The sequence below is a fragment of the Herbiconiux liangxiaofengii genome (genome assembly GCF_041927335.1).
Lineage (GTDB): Bacteria > Actinomycetota > Actinomycetes > Actinomycetales > Microbacteriaceae > Herbiconiux > Herbiconiux liangxiaofengii.
Map to the genome: position 1 here is coordinate 1 of NZ_JBHFHD010000007.1, position 19,387 is coordinate 19,387.

Below are 19,387 nucleotides of genomic sequence, written 5' to 3' on the forward strand. Positions count from 1 at the left end.
ACAACCACAAGGGCTGTCTGGGGTTTTTGGCATTTGACATTGTGCACGCTGTTGAGTTCTCAAGGATCGGACACCATAAAACCAGGCCGTCAGGCCGCCGTTCCAGGCAACTTCTCTACCCTAGCACTTGCTTTCGGGCTGTCAAATCGACGCGCCCAGCTCGTGGAAGGGGTTTAATCCTACGCCTCTGCTTCGGAGTCTTCAAGAGACTCATCGAAGCTGATGGAGGATTGATGTCCCGCTTGAGGCCGGTAAGCTCTTCCGCTTTCCGCACCTGTGGGGTGACGTGTAGAAACATTACGGGCAGGTTTCCGACAGGGCAAATCCCGCTGAACACCCGGGCGTGTCGCCCCGGAATCCCGCGGGATTCAGCCGATCAGCTCGACGACCAGCGGCAGACCGGGGGCGTAGTCGTCGGCCTCGCCGATCTCCCAGGCACCCTCGACGGCTTCCAGCGCCCGAGCGAAGCGCTCGGGCTCATCGGCTGAGAGCGTGAAGAGGGGCTGCCCCGCCGTGACCGAGTCTCCGGGCTTCGCGTGCAGGTCGATGCCGGCGGCGTGCTGCACGGCATCCTGCGCTCGGGCACGTCCGGCCCCGAGTCGCCAGGCCGCGATGCCGAAGGGCAGTGCGTCCTGTCGGAGGAGCGTGCCGGAGCGCGGCGCGAGGATCGTCTCGGTCTCGCGGGCCGTCGGAAGCGGCGCCTCCGGGTCTCCACCCTGGGCGCGGATGACCCGGTTCCAGGTGTCCATGGCGCGACCGTCCCGGAGTGCTTCCGCCACATCCGCGTCGGGCCGGCCCGCCAGGCGGAGCATCTCAGTGGCCAGCGCGATGGTGAGTTCGACCACGTCGGCCGGGCCGCCACCGGCGAGCACCTCCACCGATTCGCGCACCTCGTTGGCGTTGCCGATCGCGAGCCCCAACGGCACGTTCATGTTCGTGAGCAACGCGGTAGTGCGTACCCCGGCGTCATTGCCCAGGTCCACCATGGTGCGGGCGAGCTCCCTCGAACGCTCGATGTCCTGCATGAAGGCACCCGAGCCGAACTTCACGTCGAGCACCAGCGAGTCGGTGCCCTCGGCGATCTTCTTCGACATGATCGACGAGGCGATCAGCGGGATGGCCTCGACCGTGCCCGTGATGTCACGGAGCGCATAGAGCTTCTTGTCGGCCGGAGCGAGCCCGGACCCGGCTGCGCAGATCACGCCGCCCTCGTCACGCAACTGCGCGAACATCTCCTCGTTCGACAGTGAGGCGCGCCATCCGGGAATCGACTCCAGCTTGTCGAGCGTTCCGCCCGTGTGCCCGAGTCCGCGACCCGAGAGCTGCGGCACGGCCACCCCGAAGGTGGCCACCAGCGGCATCAGCGGGAGAGTGATCTTGTCGCCCACTCCCCCGGTGGAGTGCTTGTCGACGGTCGGCTTGCCGAGGCCGGCGAAGTCCATCCGCTCGCCCGACGCGATCATCGCCAGCGTGAGGTCGCGGATCTCGTCGCGCGACATCCCGTTCAGCAGAATGGCCATCGCGAGCGCCGACATCTGCTCGTCGGCCACGTAGCCTCGCGTGTAGGCGTCGATCAGCCAGTCGATCTCCGGGGTGGAGAGGGTGCCGTGGTCGCGCTTGGTGCGGATGAGGTCGACGACGTCGAACTGCTCGGTGGCCATGGGGTGGTTCCTAACTCGTGCCGCCTGGTCGGCGAAGGGCTCGTTACTCGGCGAGGGTCTCGGCGCGGTACTCCACGAGCGTCCGGGGACCGAACGCATCCGGGATGACCTCGTCGATGGTCTTGATGCCCGACACCGTCTCGAGCAGCATGCCCTCGGCGGAGTGCTCGAACAGCAGCTGCCGGCACCGGCCGCACGGCATGAGCGCACCGCCGTGCCCGTCGACGCACGTGAAGGCGACGAGTTTGCCGCCGCCCGTCATGTGCAGCGACGACACCAGGGCGCATTCCGCGCAGAGCGTGAGCCCGTAGGAGGCGTTCTCGACGTTGCAGCCCGAGATCACCCGGCCGTCGTCGACGATGGCCGCGACCCCGACGGGGAACTTCGAGTACGGCACGTAGGCCTTCTCCATCGCCTCGAGGGCGACGGCTCGGAGGGCGTCCCAGTCGATGGCGCCGGCGGCATCCGTCGTCTTCTGTGCATCGGTCAGCTGTGCATCCGTCATCTGTGCATCCGTCATCGGGGCCACCTCACGATCCCACATAGGGTTTGCCGGATGCCGCGGGCCCGCGCACCCGGCCGACGAGGCCGGCGACCGCGAAGATCGTGACCACATACGGCAGCATCAGCATGAACTCGCTCGGCACGGGCGAGCCGATGATGCCGAGCACGTTCTGCAGGTTCGACGCGAATCCGAACAGCAGTGCCGCGAGTGTGGCACGGATGGGGTCCCATCGGCCGAAGATCACGGCTGCCAGGGCGATGAAGCCGGCGCCGGCCGTCATCTCCTTGTTGAACGCTCCGACCGAGCCGAGCGTGAAGTACGCGCCACCGAGACCGGCGATCGCGCCGGCGAGCGACACGTTCCAGAACCGGGTGCGGTTGACCTTGATGCCCACGGTGTCGGCAGCCTGCGGATGCTCGCCCACGGCCCGCACGCGCAGGCCCCACTTCGTCTTGAACAGACCCCAGAACACCAGCGCCACGGCGATGTACATCAGGTACACCACGATGGTCTGCCGGAACAGGGTGGGCCCGATCACCGGGATCTCGCTGAGCAGCGGGATGGGGATGCGGTCGAACCGGGGCGGGGAGTTGAGCACGTCGGGGTTGGCCGTGAGCACCTGCGAATACAGGAAGCTGGTGAGACCGGTGACGAGCACGTTGAGCACCACGCCCACGATCACCTGGTCGACCAGGTACTTGATCGAGAAGGCCGCCAGCACGAACGACACGAGGGTTCCGGCGATCACCGCTCCGACGAGACCGATGAACGGGTTGCCGGTGACCGAGGCCACGACGGCCGACACGAAGGCTCCGGCGAGCAGCTGGCCCTCGATGGCGACGTTCACCACGCCGACGCGCTCGGAGATCACTCCGCCGAGGGCACCGAAGATGAGCGGCACGCTGAGCGACACCGTGCCGATCAGCAGGCCCGGCACCGGGATGGTCTGGCCGGCCGCGGCCCAGGTGAGGAAGGCGATGAGGAACAGCACCGCGAACACGGCCATCAGCCACAGCCGCACCTTGCGGCCGGAGGCGACCAGCCACGCCGAGAGCGCGGCCAGGGCGACGAGCAGCACGGTGACCACGATGCCGGTGGCCCTCGTGGGCAGCAGCACATCGGGCAGCTGGATGAGGTCGGAGTCGGTGGACAAGCGGAACGTGCTCTCGCCGTCACGGCCGAAGACCACGAAGAGGATCAGGGCCACCAGCGCGAAGACACCGAACGCGATCGGGGCCTTCCAGCTCTTCACGAGCACCACCTGCAGCGCCTTGCCCGAGGTGTCCGGGTGGTTGTGCTCGGTGGGCGGCACCCCGCCGCTGGACGCGAGGTTGTTGGTCGACACGTTCTGGCTCATTTCGACGCCACCGCCTCACGGGACTGGACCACCGGCAGCTTGGGGGCCTTCGGCTTCTTGGGCTTCGACGGGTCGGGCAGGCGGAACACCGTGCGGATGAGCGGCGGGGCCGCGATGAACAACACGATGAGCGACTGCACGACGAGCACGATGTCGATCGGAATGCCCTCGGACGCCTGCATGGCGAAGCCACCCGCCTTGAACGCCCCGAACAGGATGCCGGCCACGAAGATGCCCCACGGCTTCGAGCGGCCGAGCAGCGCCACGGTGATGGCATCGAAGCCGATTCCCGCATCGATGCCCGAGCTGAAGCCGGTGGTGACCGTGCCGAGCACCTGCGAGACGCCGGCGAGGCCGACCAGACCGCCAGAGATGACCATGGCGTAGACGTACATGTTCTTGACGTTGATGCCGGCCACGCGGGCCGCGTTGGGGTTGAGCCCCACGGCACGGAACTTGAAGCCGAGCGATGAACGGTTCAGCAGCCACCAGACGAACACCGTGGCCACGATCACCAGGATGAAGCCGAAGTGCAGGTTGAACTGCGGCCCGAGGATGTCGGGGAACACGGCGGTCGGGTCGATCGGCGGCGACTTGGGGTTGTTGGACCCGGGCGCCTGGAGCACCGGCGTGCGGAGGAGATAGGACACCAGGTAGAACGCCACGTAGTTGAGCATGATCGTGATGATCACCTCGTGGGCGCCGGTGCGGGCCTTGAGGAAGCCGGCGATGCCGCCCCAGATTCCACCGCCGACGAGACCGGCCACGACCGCGAGGGCCATGTGCAGCCCGAACGGCAGGTGCAGGGTGAAGCCCACCCAGCCGGCGCACGCGGCGGCGATCAGCATCTGGCCGCGGCCACCGATGTTGAACATGCCGACGCGGAACGCCAGCCCCACGCCGAGACCGGCCGCGATGAGCGGGGTGGCGAAGGTGAGGGTCTCGGTGAGCGGCTTGATCTGCTGCACGAAGTCGTCACGCTTGGGGTTGAAGATCGCCCCCTGGAAGAGCGAGACGTAGGCGCCGGAGACGGCCTTCCAGATCTCGGCGAGGGTGTCACCGGGGCGGGCGAAGAAGTATCCGGCCGCCTTCTGCACGTTCTCGTCGGTGAGGGCGATCAGGATGCCGCCGGCGATCATCGCCAGCACCACCGCGAGGATCGAGATCATCACGCTGCCGCCGATGATCTCGTTGAAGGTGGATCGCCAGCGTGACGGCGGCTCCGCCGCGGGGACGCCGGGTGCCGGCGCCGCGGAGGACGCGGGAGCGACGGGCTGGTTGACGGGCGCGTCGCTCACGCGGCAGCTCCTTCGGGGGTGGAGGTCGAGGGGGTGGGAGTAGGGGCGACGGGGGTGCCCGCGGGCACCTCGCCGGCCATCATCAGGCCGAGCACGTCGCGCGAGGTCGTGCCGGGCACGATGCCGACGATGGCGCCGCGGTACATCACGGCGATGCGGTCGGCGAGCGCGACGACCTCGTCGAGCTCGGTCGACACGACCACCACCGGGATGCCCTGGTCGCGGGTGGCGACGATGCGCTTGTGCACGAATTCGATCGAGCCCACGTCGATGCCACGGGTGGGCTGGGCCGCCACGAACAGGCGCAGCTCCCGGCTGAGCTCGCGAGCCAGCACGACCTTCTGCTGGTTTCCGCCGGAGAGCCGGCCGACCTCGGTCTCGATGCCCTGCGACCGCACGTCGAACTCCCTCGACTTGTCCTCGGCGAAGGTGCGCAGATAGGACAGCTGCAGGCCTCCGGCCTTGACGAACGGCTCGCTCTCGGACCGGTCGAGCATCAGGTTCTCGGCGATCGTGAACTCGCCCACCAGGCCGTCTTCTTTACGGTCTTCGGGAACGAAGCCCACACCGGAGTCGAGCACCTTGCGCACGCTCAGGCCGCGCAGGCTCCGGCCGTCGAGCGTGACGTCTCCGGTGACGCGCTCCTGCAACCCCATCAGCGCCTCGGTGAGTTCTGTCTGGCCGTTGCCCTGCACGCCGGCGATCGCGAGGATCTCCCCCGCCTTGACGTCGAAGGACACATTGTCGACCACGACCTGGCCGCGGGGGTCGATGACCGACAGTCCCTCCACCACGAGCGCGGCGGCACCGGGCTGCGCCGGCTCCTTGTGAACCGTCAGCTCGACAGCACGGCCCACCATGAGCGAGGCGAGCTCGGCGTTGGTGGCGGTGGGGGATGCCTCACCCACGACCTTTCCCAGCCGGATGACCGTGATGCGGTCGGCCACCTCGCGCACCTCGCGCAGCTTGTGGGTGATGAAGACGATGGAGGTTCCGCGCTCCTTCAGGAGGCGCATGATCTGCATGAGCTCGTCGGTCTCCTGCGGCGTCAGCACCGCGGTGGGCTCGTCGAACACGAGCACCTTGGCGTCGCGGGAGAGGGCCTTGATGATCTCGACCCGCTGCTGCACGCCGACGGGCAGGTCGTCGACCAGCGCATCCGGATCGACGTCGAAACCGAACTGGTCGCTGATCTCGCGCACCCGCTTGCGGGCGGCGGCGAGGTCGAGCCGGCCGGCGAACCCGGTCTGCTCGTGGCCGAGCATGACGTTCTCGGCCACCGTGAACACGGGGATGAGCATGAAGTGCTGGTGCACCATGCCGATGCCGGCGTTCATGGCGTCGCCGGGGCCGGAGAAGTGCTGGACGACGTCGTCGAGCACGATCTCGCCCTCGTCGGCCTGGTAGAGGCCGTAGAGCACGTTCATGAGGGTGGACTTGCCGGCGCCGTTCTCGCCGAGCAGACAGTGGATCTCGCCCGGCTCGACCGTGAGGTCGATGTGGTCGTTGGCAGTGAGGGCACCGAAACGTTTCGTGATGCCCCGGAGTTCGAGCTTCATGGGTTCAATCTACCTACTCCCCAGGCGGGGTCCGGTCGGCGACTCTGTTAAGTGAAGCGGCCGGGGGGCCAGCAGTGCTGGCTCCCCCGACCGGATGCGTTCGGAGAACGCGGGGTGTTACTCGGCCGACTTCGGCGTGGACGGCGACTCGACCGTGATCGAGCCGTCGATGATGCCGGCCTTGATGGTGTCGAGCTCACCCTGCAGGTCGGGCGAGACCTTGCTCTCGAAGTCGTGGAACGGGGCGATGTCGACGCCCTCGTTCTCCAGCGTGCCGACGAACGGGGTGGCGTCGAAGTTTCCTGCGGCGGCGGTGTCGACCACGTCGACCACACCGGCCTTGACGCCCTTCAGCACCGAGGTGAGGAAGAGGTCCTTCAGGTCGGCCGCGGTCTCGTAGTTGTCGGAGTCGACGCCCACGAGGGCGATCTCCTTGCCGGAGTCGCGGATGGCCTCACCGGCGGAGAGGAAGATCGGGCCACCGACGGGGAGGATGACGTCGGCACCCTGGTCGATCAGGCCCTGGGCCGCGGTCTTGGCCTCGACGCCGGCAGCGAAGCCACCGGTGAACGAGCCGGTCTGGGCGGCGACGTCCCAGCCGATGGCCTTGACGGAGGTGCCCTTCTGCTCGTTGTAGTAGTTCACGCCGTCGACGAAGCCGTCCATGAAGATGGTGACCGACGGGATCTGCATTCCGCCGAAGGTGCCGACGGTGCCCGACTTGCTGTAGCTGGCCGAGGCGTAGCCGGCCAGGAACGCGGCCTGCGCGGTGTCGAAGACGATGGGCTTGACGTTGGGGAGGTCGATCGACGAGTCGTCGATGATCGAGAACTCGGTGTCGGGGTTCGCCTCGGCCGCGGCCTTGGTGGCGTCGGCCAGGAGGAAGCCGACCGAGATGATCAGGTTGCAGTCCTGCGAGACGAGGTTGTCGATGTTCGGCGCGAAGTCGGTGTCGGCGGCCGACTCGACCGCGTTCGGCTCGACGTTGAGTGCCTTCGCGGCCTCGTTCAGGCCCTCGTAACCGGCCTGGTTGAACGACTTGTCGTCGAATCCGCCCGAGTCGGAGACCATGCAGGGGATGAAGTCGCTCGCGGCGTCTCCGCCCGAGGTGGACGCGGTGTCCGACGGGGCGGACGCGCAGCCGGCGAGAAGGGCAGCCACGCCCAGGGTGGCGAAGCCGGCCACTCCGGCGCGACGCAGGTTGATGCTCAAGATGTCCTCCAAGATGCTGCCCTGCCAAGACGCGCAGGGGCTGTGTGAGGGACACGTTACCGAAAGTTACGGGTCGCGACAGATGGTGGACGCCTTCGGCGCGCAAGCGTTACAAAGCCGCGACCACGCCGAAATCTCCGCGAAATGTCCACGCGGCGCCGGTGGGTCGTCAGGGGGTGGAGGGCGAGTCCACGGCCACGGAACCGGCGACGATCTGCGACTTCAGGTCGTTCAGCTCGGTGGCGAGTTCGGACGGCACCGCCGATTCCAGGTCGTGGAAGGGCGCGAGCCCGACGCCCTCGTTCTCGAGCGTGCCGACGAAGGGTTCGTTGGTGAAGTCGCCGTCGATGTCGTCGCCGACGATCTCGACCACGGCGTCGCCGGTGTTCTTCATCACGCTCGTGAGCAGGATCGGACGGTACTCCTCGGGCAGCGTGTCGTAGCCGTCGTTGTCGACCCAGATGAGCGACACCCCGCCGGCCTCGAGCGCCGCCGCGGCCGCGCCCTCGCCGACCTGGCCGGCAACGGGCAGGATGACGTCGGCGCCCTGGTCGAAGAAGCCCTGCGTCACGGTCTTGCCCTTGTTGATGTCTTCGAAGTCGCCGGTGAACACCCCGTCCTGGCTCGCCTTGCTCCAGCCGAGGGCCTGCACCTGGGTGCCGTGCACCTCGTTGTACTTGGCCACGCCGTCGACGAAGCCGTCCATGAACAGGGTGACGGGCGGCTGGTTGCCGCCGCCGAAGGTGGCCACCTTGCCCGTCTTGCTGACGCCGGCTGCCAGGTAGCCGGCGAGGTACGAGGCCTGGGCGGTGTCGAACAGGATGGGCTTGACGTTCGGGGCGTCGACCGTCTCGTCGACGATGGCGAAGTGCGTCTCCGGGTTGGCGCCGGCCTCGGCCAGCGTGGCGTCGGCGAGCTCGTACCCGACCGTGAGCACGAACGGGCATCCGCTCTGCACCGCCTGGGTGACGTTCGGGGCCAGGTCGGTCTCGCCCGTGGAGACGAGCACCTGGGCGTCGATGCCGAACTGCTGCTGGGCCTGCTCGAGACCCTCCCAGCTCGACTGGTTGAACGAGCGGTCGTCGAGGCCGCCGGAGTTGGTGACCATGCGGGCGCAGTAGTCGCTCGCCTGAGCGGTGCCGGTCGAGTCGTCGCTCGGAGCCGGAGGGGCGGCGCACCCGGCGAGGGTGAGCGCGAGCGCTCCGAGGACGACGGCGGAACGGACGAGTGCGGTGGATCTCATGGTCGGGCTCCTGCGGCTGCCGGGAAGTAGGAAGGAAGGGTGCGGGTCAGAGCACGTCGCCGGAGCCGCCGGCGCGGAGTGCGTCGACGACCGACTTGACCCGCTGGGCGTGCTCGCTGGTGGTCACCAGCAGCGCATCCGGAGTGTCGACGACGATGATGTCGGTCACGCCGATGAGGCTGATGACCCGCTTCGACTGCGAGACCACGATGCCGCTGGAGGAGTCGGCCAGCACCCGGGCGTTCTTGCCCAGGATGGCCAGGTCGGTGCCGCGGCCGGCGCTGTGCAGCTTGGCGATGGAGGCGAAGTCGCCCACGTCGTCCCAGTCGAAGTCGCTCGGGATGACGGCGAGGGCCCCGGCGGCCGCGGCGGGCTCGGCGACGGAGTAGTCGATGGCGATCTTCTTCAGCGTGGGCCACACGCGGTCGACGACCTCGCCGCGGCGCGGGGTGTCCCAGGCCTCGGCGAGCTCCATGATGCCGGCGAGGAGCTCGGGCTCCGAGGCGCCGAGGTGCTCGAGCAGCTTGTCGGCACGGGCGATGAACATGCCCGCGTTCCAGAGGTAGTTGCCCGCTTTGAGGTAGCGGCGGGCCGTGGCCAGGTCGGGCTTCTCGACGAAGCGGTCGACGGTGAGCGCCGCGGGGGCGCCCTCGATCTCCAGCGAGCCGAGCGTACGGATGTAGCCGAAACCGACGGCCGGGTCGGTGGGCGTGATGCCGATGGTGGCGATGTAGCCGGCGTCGGCGACCTGCACCGCCTGGGCCACGGCGGCCCGGAACCGGTCGGGGCTGGTGATGACGTGGTCGGCGGCGAACGAGCCGATGATGACCCCGGGCTCGCGGCGCTCGAGGATGGCGGCGGCCAGGCAGATGGCGGCGGTGGAGTCGCGCGGCTCCGACTCGAGCACCACGTTGTGGTCTTCCAGGGTGGTGAGCTGCTCCTCGACGGCGGCGCGGTGGGCGCGGCCGGTGACAACCATGATGCGCTGCTCGCCCGACAGGGGCGCGAGGCGGTCCCAGGTGTCGCGCAAGAGGCTCTGACCCGAACCGCTGAGGTCGTGCAGGAACTTCGGCGCGTCGGCCCGCGACAGCGGCCAGAGTCTCGAGCCGATCCCGCCGGCCGGAATGACGCTGTAGAGCCGGTCGAGAGCGGAAGAGGTTGAGTTCATGACGCACAGCCTATACAGCGCCCGCGCGAGCCATCCGCTGCTCACCGGCCCGCCACTGCGCGGCCACCGGCGGGCAACCTGCTGCTCGTAGCGTCGATGACGTGGCCGGTCGGCCGCTCTGGCCCGCGGAGGCATGTCATGCGCGTTGCGATCATCAGCGAGAGTTTTCTTCCCACCGTCAACGGAGTCACCAACAGCGTCTGCAAGGTGCTCGATCACCTGGCCGCGAACGGGCACGAGGCGATCGTGATCGCCCCGGCCGCCGGCTCCCCCGCCACCTATCGCGGTTTCGCCGTGCACCAGGTGCCGGCCGTGGCCTATCGGCAGTTCCCGGTGGGCATCCCGAATGCTCAGGTGGCCCGCCTGATCGCGGGCTTCGCGCCCGACGTGGTGCACGCGGCGTCGCCCTTCCTGCTGGGAGCACAGGGCATCGCGGCGGCCAATCGGCTCGGGGTTCCCTCGGTGGCGATCTTCCAGACGGATGTCGCGGGGTACGCCCGCCGCAACAAGCTCGGCTCGGCGTCCCGACTCGCCTGGCGGGTTGTGAAGTGGATCCACGACGGCGCCGACCTCACCCTCGTTCCCTCCAGCGCCTCACAGCACGACCTCGAACAGGCCGGCATCGGGCGGCTCGCCCGCTGGGGCCGCGGCGTCGACCTCGTGCGCTACCACCCGAACAACCGGCTGCGCCCCTCGGCCCAGGCACTCTCCGCACTGCTCTCCCGGGGCGGCCGCGACACCGTGGTGGGTTACGTGGGCCGCGTGGCGCCCGAGAAGGGTCTCGAGCGCCTGGCCGCCCTCCGCGGGATGCCCGGGCTCCACCTCGCGATCGTGGGCGACGGGCCGAGCGACGACCTCATCCGGCGCCAGCTGCACGGCATGCCCGCCACCTTCCTCGGCCGGCTCTCGGGCCAGGACCTGGCCGACGCCTACGCGAGCTTCGACGTGTTCGCCCACACCGGCACCGAGGAGACCTTCGGGCAGACCCTCCAGGAGGCGCACTCCGCCGGCCTGCCGGTGGTGGCTCCCGCGGCCGGCGGCCCGATCGACCTCGTGCGGCACGGCGAGGACGGATACCTCTTCGATCCCGACGACGTGCGGGACTTCCGGATGCGCGTGCAGTCGCTCGTGGCCGACCCGGCGCTGCGCCTGCGGATGGGCGAGGCCGGCCGCCGCGCGGTGATCGGCACCTCGTGGGAATCGGTGTGCGACGAACTCCTCGGCCACTACCGCACGGTGATGGGCGCGCGCACGGCCACCGCGGCGCGCACGGGCGCCAAGCGCACTCGCGTCGGCTCACACGCCTGAATACACCAGGGTATGCGCGGCCCGTCGTTCCCAGCGCTGCCGCGGCTCTGTCCGCGGAGGGGCGCTGTATACAACTAAGGTCGCCCTAATACCCCGCGAGCGCGAAACCGACATAGACTGTGAGCGGTCGACGACCGGATTCGCATCATTCGCATGCGGGCGTTCTCGGCCCCGACTGAAGCCAAGGAGGGTTAGTCCGTGGCCATAAATACGGCAGGGACGATGACACCGAAGCGGCCGGCCGGCACTCTCTACCGCGGCCGTGAAGGCATGTGGTCGTGGGTGCTGCACCGCATCACGGGCGTCGCGATTTTCTTCTTCCTACTCGTGCACATCCTGGACACCTCGATGGTGAGGGTCGCTCCTGAGGCGTACAACGCGGTCATCTCGACGTACCAGAACCCGATCATGGGTCTCGGCGAGACGGCGCTCGTCGCCGCGATCGTGTACCACGCGTTCAACGGCATCCGGATCATCCTGATCGACCTGTGGTCGAAGGGCACGAAGTACCAGCGCGTGATGTTCTGGGTGGTGATCGGCCTCTGGGTCGTCACCATGCTCGGCTTCGCGCCGCGCCACCTGATCAACGTGTTCAGCCATGTCGGAGGTGCCTGATGGCCACGACCATCGAGTCTCCCCGGGCCCCGCACACCGTCCGCCGCAGCCGCGGCGTGAACTGGGAGAAGTGGGGCTGGATCTACATGCGCGCCTCGGGCGTCGTGCTGATCGTGCTGATCTTCGGCCACCTGTTCGTGAACCTGCTCGTGGGAGACGGCATCAAGGCCATCGACTTCGCGTTCGTGGGCGGCAAGTGGTCCGACCCGTTCTGGCAGGTGTGGGACACGCTGATGCTGTGGCTCGCAATGATCCACGGCGGCAACGGCATGCGCACGATCGTGAACGACTACGCCACCAAGGCGGTGACGCGCCGCGTGCTGCAGGGCGCCATCCTCGTGGCCGTCGTGTCGATGATCGTGCTCGGCACGCTGGTGGTCTACACCTTCGACCCCTGCCCCGCAGGTTCGCCGGCAGATCTCCTGCCGTCGTTCTGCGCCACCCGCTAACCACGCCGACGACCCCGGTGCGAGCGATCGTGCCGACCCAACCCGCAGAGTGAGCTCCCCCGTGACAGAGTACGAAGACGGCGCCGTCGTAGACGGCGTTCACTACCACCAGTTCGACATCGTGATCGTGGGCGCCGGTGGCGCCGGCATGAGGGCCGCCATCGAGGCGGGCCCCAAGGCCAAGACCGCGGTCATCTCCAAGCTCTACCCGACGCGTTCCCACACGGGCGCGGCGCAGGGTGGCATGGCGGCCGCCCTCGCGAACGTCGAGGAGGACAACTGGGAATGGCACACCTTCGACACGGTGAAGGGCGGCGACTACCTCGTCGACCAGGATGCCGCCGAGATCCTCGCGAAGGAGGCCATCGACGCGGTCATCGACCTCGAGAACATGGGCCTGCCGTTCAACCGCACGCCCGAGGGCAAAATCGACCAGCGGCGCTTCGGCGGCCACACCCGTGACCACGGCAAGGCGCCCGTGCGCCGCGCCTGTTACGCGGCCGACCGCACCGGCCACATGATCCTGCAGACCCTGTTCCAGAACTGCGTCAAGCTCGGCATCAACTTCTTCAACGAGTACTACGTGCTCGACCTCGTGATGACGAAGGTCGACGGGGTCGACAAGCCCTCGGGCGTCGTGGCGTTCGAGCTGTCGACCGGCGAGATCCACGTCTTCCAGGCGAAGGCCGTGATCTTCGCCACCGGCGGATTCGGCAAGATCTACAAGACCACCTCGAACGCGCACACCCTCACCGGTGACGGCGTGGGCATCATCTGGCGCAAGGGACTGCCGCTGGAGGACATGGAGTTCTTCCAGTTCCACCCCACCGGCCTGGCAGGGCTCGGCATCCTGCTCACCGAGGGCGCGCGAGGCGAGGGCGCGATCCTCCGCAACGCCTCGGGCGAGCGGTTCATGGAGCGCTACGCCCCCACCATCAAAGACCTCGCGCCCCGCGACATCGTGGCGCGCTGCATGGTGCAGGAGGTGGCCGAAGGCCGCGGTGCCGGGCCGCACAAGGACTACGTGCTGCTGGACTGCACGCACCTCGGCGCCGAGGTGCTCGAGACCAAGCTGCCCGACATCACCGAGTTCGCCCGCACCTACCTCGGCGTCGACCCCGTGGTCGAACCGGTGCCCGTGATGCCGACTGCCCACTACGCGATGGGCGGCATCCCCACCAATATCAAGGCCGAGGTGCTCAGCGACAACGACACCGTGGTGCCCGGGCTGTACGCGGCCGGCGAGTGCGCCTGCGTGTCGGTGCACGGCTCGAACCGGCTCGGCACCAACTCGCTGCTCGACATCAACGTGTTCGGCAAGCGCAGCGGCAACAACGCCGCCGACTACGTGCAGACGGTGGACTTCACGCCGCTGCCGCCCGAGCCTGCCAAGGCCATCGTCGAACTCGTCGCGTCGCTGCGGGCCGGAACGGGTACCGAGCGCATCTCGGCCATCCGCAAGGAGCTGCAGGACGAGATGGACAAGAACGCCCAGGTGTTCCGCACCGACGAGTCGCTCGCCTCGGTCACGAAGACCATCCACGGGCTGCGCGAGCGGTACCGCAACATCCAGGTGCAGGACAAGGGCAAGCGGTTCAACACCGACCTGCTCGAGGCGATCGAGCTCGGCTTCCTGCTCGACCTGGCGGAGGTGGTCGTGTACTCGGCGCGCAACCGCCAGGAGAGCCGCGGCGGCCACATGCGCGACGACTACCCCAAGCGCGACGACGACGCGTACATGAAGCACACCATGGCGTATCTCTCGGGAGACCCCCTCTCGAGCGACGCCGCAGACCACATCCGGCTCGACTGGAAGCCCGTCGTCGTGACGCGCTACCAGCCGATGGAGAGGAAGTACTGATGACGCTCGTAGCCGACGCACCCGCTTCGGGCCCCGCGCCCGAGGCCCCGATCGAGGCCTTCACGGTCACGCTGATCATCCGTCGCTTCGACCCCGACGTCGACGACGAGCCGCGCTGGCAGGACTTCGACGTGCAGATGTTCGCGACCGACCGCATCCTGGACGCGCTGCACAAGATCAAGTGGGAGCAGGACGGGTCGCTGACCTTCCGTCGCTCGTGCGCGCACGGCATCTGCGGTTCGGATGCGATGCGCATCAACGGCCGCAACCGCCTGGCCTGCAAGACGCTGATCAAAGACCTCGACATCACCAAGCCCATCTACGTGGAGGCCATCAAGGGTCTGCCGCTGGAGAAGGACCTGATCGTCGACATGGAGCCGTTCTTCGCCTCGTACCGCGAGGTGCAGCCGTTCCTGGTGTCGAACACCGAGCCGCCGAAAGACAAGGAGCGCATCCAGTCGGTGGCCGACCGCGCTCGCTTCGACGACACCACGAAGTGCATCCTGTGCGCGGCGTGCACCTCGTCGTGCCCCGTGTTCTGGACCGACGGGCAGTACTTCGGCCCCGCAGCGATCGTGAACGCGCACCGCTTCATCTTCGACTCGCGTGACGAGGCTGCTGCCACCCGGTTGGACATCCTGAACGACAAAGAGGGCGTGTGGCGCTGCCGCACCACCTTCAACTGCACGGATGCCTGCCCCCGCGGCATCCAGGTGACGCAGGCGATCGCCGAGGTCAAGCAGGCGATCATGCGCGGCAAGCCGTAGGGCGCTGCCCCCGGCCGCCTTGCGGCTTACGACGGAGCCTCAGCCCCCTTTCGGGCTGAGGCTCCGTCGTTTGCGAGATGGGTGCCGATTCTCCGTCGCCATCCTGTCCTGCACGGTGCGGGGCGGCTGGGGGCTCTCCACAGGGTGGGACGCTCCGGCCGTGGTCGGGCGGCCTTCGGGCAGGGTCGGGGGCGTGCAGCAGGTTTCTCTCCTTCGACTTCCCGAGTTCTCGAGCGCCGCGTCGCTGCGACGGCGGGGGCTGACTTCGCATGCCGTGCAGGGGCTGCTGCGGGAGGGACGGCTCATCCGGGTGCGGCGAGGGCGCTACGCGCGACCGGATGCCCGTTCCGAGCTGGTGCGCGCGGTGCGGCTCGGTGGGCGGCTGACCTCGTTCTCGGCGTTGCGTGCCCACGGGGTGTGGTGCCCGCCGGGCGATGAACGTCTGCATGTGTCGGTCGATCCGCACGCGCGGGCGCTGCGGGACCCCGACACGGGGGATCCGCTCCACGTCGGCCGGCGCGATGTCGTCGTGCACTGAACGGTGGCGAGGAGACCTCCGACGTCGAGGGAGTGGTGCCGGTGACGCGGGCGATCCGGCATCTGCCGGGCGACCTCGACGTCGCGTGCCTCGTGGCCGTGCTCGATTCGGCTGTACGGGAGCGCGTGTGCACGAGCCGGCAGCTCGCGGGCGAACTCGGAACCGTGCCGCGGCTGGGGCGGGTGATGCGTCGGATGGATCCGCGGGCGGAGTCGGGCACCGAGTCGGTGGCCCGGGTGAGGTTGATCGACGCCGGGCTCGAGGTGGAACCGCAGGTGCGCATCCCGCCGTACCGCGCGGACCTCGTGCTCCCCGGGCGGCTGGTGGTGGAGGTCGACGGGCGGGAGTTCCACGACACGGCGTCATCGTTCGAGAGCGACCGCCGGCGCGACGCGGAACTCGCGCGGCGTGGCTACCGAGTGCTCCGGTTGAGCTACGCGCAGGTGCTCTACGACTGGCCTACGTGTCTGGCGGCGGTGCTCGCCGCGCTCTGACGGGCCGCGGCGCAACGCGGGCCGGCGCGGCGCGGACGACGGAGGTTCGGGCTCACGACGGACCCCGCATCCGTCGTTCTCGCGTAGGGGCCCGGAACTCCGTCGTTGCGCGGTGGGGGTGGGAAGGGGGTGCGGGCGCGGGGTGGGGGGCGCGGGGTGGGGGGCTCCATGCCAGGATTTCGGTATGAGCGACAAGCGGGGCGGCGGGGCAGCGAACAGCGCTGTGAAGGGCGATCGGGCGACCACCGAGACCGATTCGGTGGGCAAGCCCGGGGTCGAGATCGAGGAGAAGACCTCCACCGACGCTCCTCCGACCGGGATCGCGGCGCTGATCGCCAAGGTCATGGCGCTGAAGCCGGTGCGGGTGTTCCTGCGGTTCGGCGCCGGCGGCGGCGAGATCATGGCGTCGGGGATGTCGTTCCAGGCCGTTTTCGCGATCTTCGCGGGCATCTGGGTGGGCTTCTCGATCTTCGGTATCGTGCTGGCGGGCAATGCCGATCTGATGGCTGCAGTCGTGGCCCAGCTGAGCAACGCCATTCCCGGGCTGATCGGCGAGGGCGGCGCCATCGATCCCGAGGCCCTCGCCGAGGCGCGCATCCTGGGCTGGACGGGCGCGATCGCCCTAGTCGGCCTGGTGCTCACCGCAGTGGGCTGGCTCGCCTCCACCCGCGACTCGATCCGCCGGCTGTTCAAGCTCGATCCGCCGACGACCAACTTCGTCATCCTCAAGCTGAAGGACTTCGGTCTCGCGCTGGCCTTCGGCATCGCGATCGTGCTCTCGTCGGCCGCGAGCCTGATCAGCAACCAGGGGCTGTCACTGGTGTTCGACCTCCTCGGCATCGACACGCAGTCGCCGTTCGCGCTCGTGGTCGCGTGGCTGGTGGGAGTGCTGGTGGTGTTCGTCTTCGACAGCTTCGTGCTGGCCGCGGCCTTCCGGGTGCTCTCCGGGGTCAGGATCCCGATGCGGCGCCTCCTCGCCGGAGCCGCGATCGGCGGCGCCGCCCTCGGCGTCCTGAAGATCCTGGGCAGCCAGCTGCTGGGCGGTGCCACCACCAACCCGCTGCTGGCATCCTTCGCGGTGATCATCGGCATCATGATCTTCCTGAACCTCGTCTGTCGCGTCATCCTCATCTCGGCCACCTGGATCGCCGTGGGCATGGAGGACGCCGGACTCGACCCCCGCGCCCTCTCTCCCGAGCAACTGGAGATCGAGCGGCAGCGACGCGTGGCCGAGGCGCGGGACACCCTGGTGTCGGCCGAGCGAGAGCGACTGCAGAGCCAGCTGGAGACGCTGCACGGACTGGCGCGGCGCCGGGTGCGCAAGAAGCTGGAGCGACTCGACGCGCTCGATCACGCCGACGCGGTGAAGCTCGTCGAGAAGCGCTGAGGCCGGGCTGAGCGACCCCGCGCTGTCGGGGGCCGCCAGTACAGTAGATGCATGCCAGACAAGCCCCTCCGCATCGCCTCCGTGAACGTGAACGGCGTGCGCGCCGCCTTCCGCAAGGGCATGGGCGAGTGGCTCGAGGCTCGCGACGTCGACATCCTGGCGCTGCAGGAGGTTCGAGCGGAGACGAGCGATCTCGAGAACCTCCTCGGCCCGGACTGGAACATCCTGCACGACGCCGCCACGGCCAAGGGCCGCGCGGGGGTTGCGATCGCGAGCCGCGACCGCGCCAACATCCACCGCGTCGCCTTCGGCCCCGACGACTTCGACAGCGCCGGCCGTTGGCTGGAGGCCGACTACGAGTGGGGCGATCGCATCGTCACGGTGGTGTCGACCTACGTGCACTCCGGTGAGGTGGGTACGCCCAAACAGGTGGAGAAGTTCCGCTTCCTCGACGGCATGCTCGAACACCTCCCGCTGCTGCAGCGGCACTCGCCGCTGGCCGTGGTGGTGGGCGACCTCAACGTGGGCCACCGCACCATCGACATCAAGAACTGGCGCGGCAACCAGAAGAAGGCGGGCTTCCTGCCCGAGGAGCGCGCGTACTTCGACCGGTTCGTGGGTGCCGAGGGCGACCCCGACTACAACAACGGGGCCGGCCTCGGCTGGATCGACCTCGGCCGCCGGTTCGCCGGCGAGGTGGAGGGCCCATACACCTGGTGGTCGCAGCGCGGGCACGCGTTCGACAACGACACCGGCTGGCGCATCGACTACCAGCTCGCCACCCCCGAACTCGCCGCGGCCGCCATCTCGGTGACCGTCGACCGCGCCGAGTCGCACGACGCCCGGTGGAGCGATCACGCTCCCGTGGTGGTCGACTACCAGCTGTGACCGTCCATGTTGAATGAAAGACCTGTGATGACCGACTCCACTCTCAAGCCCCGACTGCTGTCGGGCATGCAGCCCTCGGCCGACTCCCTCCACCTCGGCAACTACATCGGCGCGCTGCTGAGCTGGAAGGCACTGCAAGAGACCCACGACGCCTTCTTCTTCCTCGCCGACCTGCACGCCATCACGGTTCCGCAAGACCCGGAGCGTCTGCGCGAGAACACCCGTCGAACCGCGGCCCAGTACATCGCCGCCGGTATCGACCCCGAGCGCTCGACGCTGTTCGTGCAGTCGCACGTTCCCGCGCACGCCGAACTGGCCTGGGTGCTCAACACCATCACCGGTTTCGGTGAAGCCGCCCGCATGACGCAGTTCAAGGACAAGTCGACCAAACAGGGCCAGGACTCGGCCTCGGTGGGCCTGTTCACGTACCCGATCCTGCAGGCCGGCGACATCCTGCTCTACCAGGCGGCGGATGTGCCGGTGGGCGAAGACCAGCGGCAGCACGTCGAGCTCACCCGCGACCTCGCCACCCGCTTCAACTCACGGTTCGGCGACACCTTCACCGTGCCCAAGCCCTACATCCTGAAGGAGTCGGCGAAGGTCTACGACCTGCAGAACCCCGGTTCGAAGATGTCGAAGTCGGCCGAGTCGGCCTCGGGGCTGATCTGGCTGCTCGACGAGCCGAAGGTCTCGGTGAAGAAGATCATGCGCGCGGTGACGGATGCCGACGGCGAGGTGCGCTTCGACCAGGCCGCGAAGCCGGGCCTGGCGAATCTGCTCACCGTCTTCGCCATCCTCGGCAACCGGTCGATCGACTCGGTGGTCGAGGAGTTCGCGGGTGGGGGCTACGGCACCTTGAAGAAGGCTCTCGCCGAGCTGGTGGTGGAGACGGTCGAGCCGATCCGCACCCGCACGCTCGAGCTGATGGACGACCCGGCAGAGCTCGACCGCATCCTCTCGGCGAACGCCGACCGCGCCGACGAGGTGGCCTCGGCCACCCTGGAGACCGTGTACGACCGAGTGGGCTTCCTGCCGCGTCGCCGCTGACCGGAGCCGGGCGCGCTGGACGCCGCTGAC

General features: G+C 68.5%; 18 protein-coding genes. 10 read left to right on the forward strand and 8 right to left on the reverse strand.

Annotated features, from left to right (window positions below; translation table 11 throughout):
- Positions 1-368 precede the first annotated feature (368 nt).
- The 8 genes from ACEXOR_RS05660 to ACEXOR_RS05695 all read right to left on the reverse strand — a co-directional run bounded on the left by ACEXOR_RS05660 (position 369) and on the right by ACEXOR_RS05695 (position 10,003).
- Positions 369-1,661 carry a thymidine phosphorylase gene (locus ACEXOR_RS05660; protein WP_374848442.1) on the reverse strand — a complete coding sequence of 431 codons (1,293 nt, stop codon included), beginning with the start codon at positions 1,659-1,661 and terminating at the stop codon, positions 369-371.
- 43 nt (positions 1,662-1,704) lie between these two features.
- Positions 1,705-2,166 carry a cytidine deaminase gene (locus ACEXOR_RS05665; RefSeq protein WP_374848620.1) on the reverse strand — a complete coding sequence of 154 codons (462 nt, stop codon included), beginning with the start codon at positions 2,164-2,166 and terminating at the stop codon, positions 1,705-1,707.
- A 25-nt stretch (positions 2,167-2,191) separates the two neighbouring features.
- Positions 2,192-3,523 carry an ABC transporter permease gene (locus ACEXOR_RS05670; RefSeq protein WP_374848443.1) on the reverse strand — a complete coding sequence of 444 codons (1,332 nt, stop codon included), beginning with the start codon at positions 3,521-3,523 and terminating at the stop codon, positions 2,192-2,194.
- On the reverse strand, positions 3,520-4,821 hold the full coding sequence (locus tag ACEXOR_RS05675; protein ID WP_374848444.1) for an ABC transporter permease: 1,302 nt from the start codon (positions 4,819-4,821) through the stop codon (positions 3,520-3,522). Before ACEXOR_RS05675 ends, ACEXOR_RS05670 begins: the two co-directional genes overlap by 4 nt.
- Positions 4,818-6,380, reverse strand: coding sequence for an ABC transporter ATP-binding protein (locus ACEXOR_RS05680; RefSeq protein WP_374848445.1), 1,563 nt, complete (start codon positions 6,378-6,380; stop codon positions 4,818-4,820). Before ACEXOR_RS05680 ends, ACEXOR_RS05675 begins: the two co-directional genes overlap by 4 nt.
- 117 nt (positions 6,381-6,497) lie before the next feature.
- The gene (locus ACEXOR_RS05685) at positions 6,498-7,592 is read right to left on the reverse strand and encodes a BMP family lipoprotein (protein ID WP_374848446.1); all 1,095 of its coding nucleotides are present in this window, start codon (positions 7,590-7,592) and stop codon (positions 6,498-6,500) included.
- A 169-nt stretch (positions 7,593-7,761) separates the two neighbouring features.
- Entirely contained in the window at positions 7,762-8,835 is a 1,074-nt protein-coding gene (locus ACEXOR_RS05690; protein ID WP_374848448.1) for a BMP family lipoprotein, read from the reverse strand.
- Between the two features lie 46 nt (positions 8,836-8,881).
- Complete coding sequence (locus ACEXOR_RS05695; RefSeq protein WP_374848449.1) at positions 8,882-10,003, reverse strand: mannose-1-phosphate guanylyltransferase; 1,122 nt, start codon at positions 10,001-10,003, stop codon at positions 8,882-8,884.
- Between the two features lie 138 nt (positions 10,004-10,141).
- Between ACEXOR_RS05695 and ACEXOR_RS05700 the strand changes: the two genes are divergently transcribed.
- From ACEXOR_RS05700 to trpS, 10 genes are all read left to right on the forward strand, one after another.
- Positions 10,142-11,311: a glycosyltransferase family 4 protein gene (locus ACEXOR_RS05700; RefSeq protein ID WP_374848450.1), complete on the forward strand. Its 1,170-nt coding sequence runs from the start codon at positions 10,142-10,144 to the stop codon at positions 11,309-11,311.
- 222 nt (positions 11,312-11,533) lie between these two features.
- Positions 11,534-11,926: a succinate dehydrogenase, cytochrome b556 subunit gene (gene sdhC, locus ACEXOR_RS05705; RefSeq protein WP_374848451.1), complete on the forward strand. Its 393-nt coding sequence runs from the start codon at positions 11,534-11,536 to the stop codon at positions 11,924-11,926.
- Positions 11,926-12,375 carry a succinate dehydrogenase hydrophobic membrane anchor subunit gene (locus tag ACEXOR_RS05710; RefSeq protein ID WP_374848453.1) on the forward strand — a complete coding sequence of 150 codons (450 nt, stop codon included), beginning with the start codon at positions 11,926-11,928 and terminating at the stop codon, positions 12,373-12,375. The genes sdhC and ACEXOR_RS05710 overlap by 1 nt, the downstream gene beginning before the upstream one ends.
- A 61-nt stretch (positions 12,376-12,436) precedes the next feature.
- Positions 12,437-14,236 (forward strand): succinate dehydrogenase flavoprotein subunit, encoded by a 1,800-nt coding sequence (gene sdhA, locus ACEXOR_RS05715; RefSeq protein WP_374848454.1) that lies wholly within the window; start codon positions 12,437-12,439, stop codon positions 14,234-14,236.
- The gene (locus tag ACEXOR_RS05720) at positions 14,236-15,003 is read left to right on the forward strand and encodes a succinate dehydrogenase iron-sulfur subunit (RefSeq protein ID WP_374848456.1); all 768 of its coding nucleotides are present in this window, start codon (positions 14,236-14,238) and stop codon (positions 15,001-15,003) included. Before sdhA ends, ACEXOR_RS05720 begins: the two co-directional genes overlap by 1 nt.
- 274 nt (positions 15,004-15,277) lie before the next feature.
- Complete coding sequence (locus ACEXOR_RS05725) at positions 15,278-15,541, forward strand: hypothetical protein (RefSeq protein WP_374848457.1); 264 nt, start codon at positions 15,278-15,280, stop codon at positions 15,539-15,541.
- A 41-nt stretch (positions 15,542-15,582) separates the two neighbouring features.
- Complete coding sequence (locus ACEXOR_RS05730; RefSeq protein ID WP_374848459.1) at positions 15,583-16,035, forward strand: endonuclease domain-containing protein; 453 nt, start codon at positions 15,583-15,585, stop codon at positions 16,033-16,035.
- Positions 16,036-16,219: 184 nt separating this feature from the next.
- Positions 16,220-17,422 (forward strand): YihY/virulence factor BrkB family protein, encoded by a 1,203-nt coding sequence (locus ACEXOR_RS05735; protein ID WP_374848460.1) that lies wholly within the window; start codon positions 16,220-16,222, stop codon positions 17,420-17,422.
- 51 nt (positions 17,423-17,473) lie between these two features.
- Complete coding sequence (locus tag ACEXOR_RS05740; RefSeq protein ID WP_374848462.1) at positions 17,474-18,310, forward strand: exodeoxyribonuclease III; 837 nt, start codon at positions 17,474-17,476, stop codon at positions 18,308-18,310.
- Positions 18,311-18,337: 27 nt separating this feature from the next.
- Positions 18,338-19,357, forward strand: a complete 1,020-nt coding sequence (gene trpS, locus ACEXOR_RS05745) for a tryptophan--tRNA ligase (RefSeq protein WP_374848463.1) — start codon at positions 18,338-18,340, stop codon at positions 19,355-19,357.
- Positions 19,358-19,387: the final 30 nt, after the last annotated feature.

Coding starts and splice junctions, on each gene's coding strand:
- ACEXOR_RS05690 (WP_374848448.1), bottom strand. CDS start 8,835: ATGAGATCCACCGCACTCGTCCGTTCCGCCGTCGTCCTCGGAGCGCTC.
- sdhC (WP_374848451.1), top strand. CDS start 11,534: ATGACACCGAAGCGGCCGGCCGGCACTCTCTACCGCGGCCGTGAAGGC.
- ACEXOR_RS05735 (WP_374848460.1), top strand. CDS start 16,220: ATGAGCGACAAGCGGGGCGGCGGGGCAGCGAACAGCGCTGTGAAGGGC.
- ACEXOR_RS05720 (WP_374848456.1), top strand. CDS start 14,236: ATGACGCTCGTAGCCGACGCACCCGCTTCGGGCCCCGCGCCCGAGGCC.
- ACEXOR_RS05700 (WP_374848450.1), top strand. CDS start 10,142: ATGCGCGTTGCGATCATCAGCGAGAGTTTTCTTCCCACCGTCAACGGA.
- ACEXOR_RS05670 (WP_374848443.1), bottom strand. CDS start 3,523: ATGAGCCAGAACGTGTCGACCAACAACCTCGCGTCCAGCGGCGGGGTG.
- ACEXOR_RS05660 (WP_374848442.1), bottom strand. CDS start 1,661: ATGGCCACCGAGCAGTTCGACGTCGTCGACCTCATCCGCACCAAGCGC.
- ACEXOR_RS05665 (WP_374848620.1), bottom strand. CDS start 2,166: ATGACGGATGCACAGCTGACCGATGCACAGAAGACGACGGATGCCGCC.
- ACEXOR_RS05740 (WP_374848462.1), top strand. CDS start 17,474: ATGCCAGACAAGCCCCTCCGCATCGCCTCCGTGAACGTGAACGGCGTG.
- ACEXOR_RS05710 (WP_374848453.1), top strand. CDS start 11,926: ATGGCCACGACCATCGAGTCTCCCCGGGCCCCGCACACCGTCCGCCGC.
- ACEXOR_RS05695 (WP_374848449.1), bottom strand. CDS start 10,003: ATGAACTCAACCTCTTCCGCTCTCGACCGGCTCTACAGCGTCATTCCG.
- trpS (WP_374848463.1), top strand. CDS start 18,338: ATGACCGACTCCACTCTCAAGCCCCGACTGCTGTCGGGCATGCAGCCC.
- ACEXOR_RS05680 (WP_374848445.1), bottom strand. CDS start 6,380: ATGAAGCTCGAACTCCGGGGCATCACGAAACGTTTCGGTGCCCTCACT.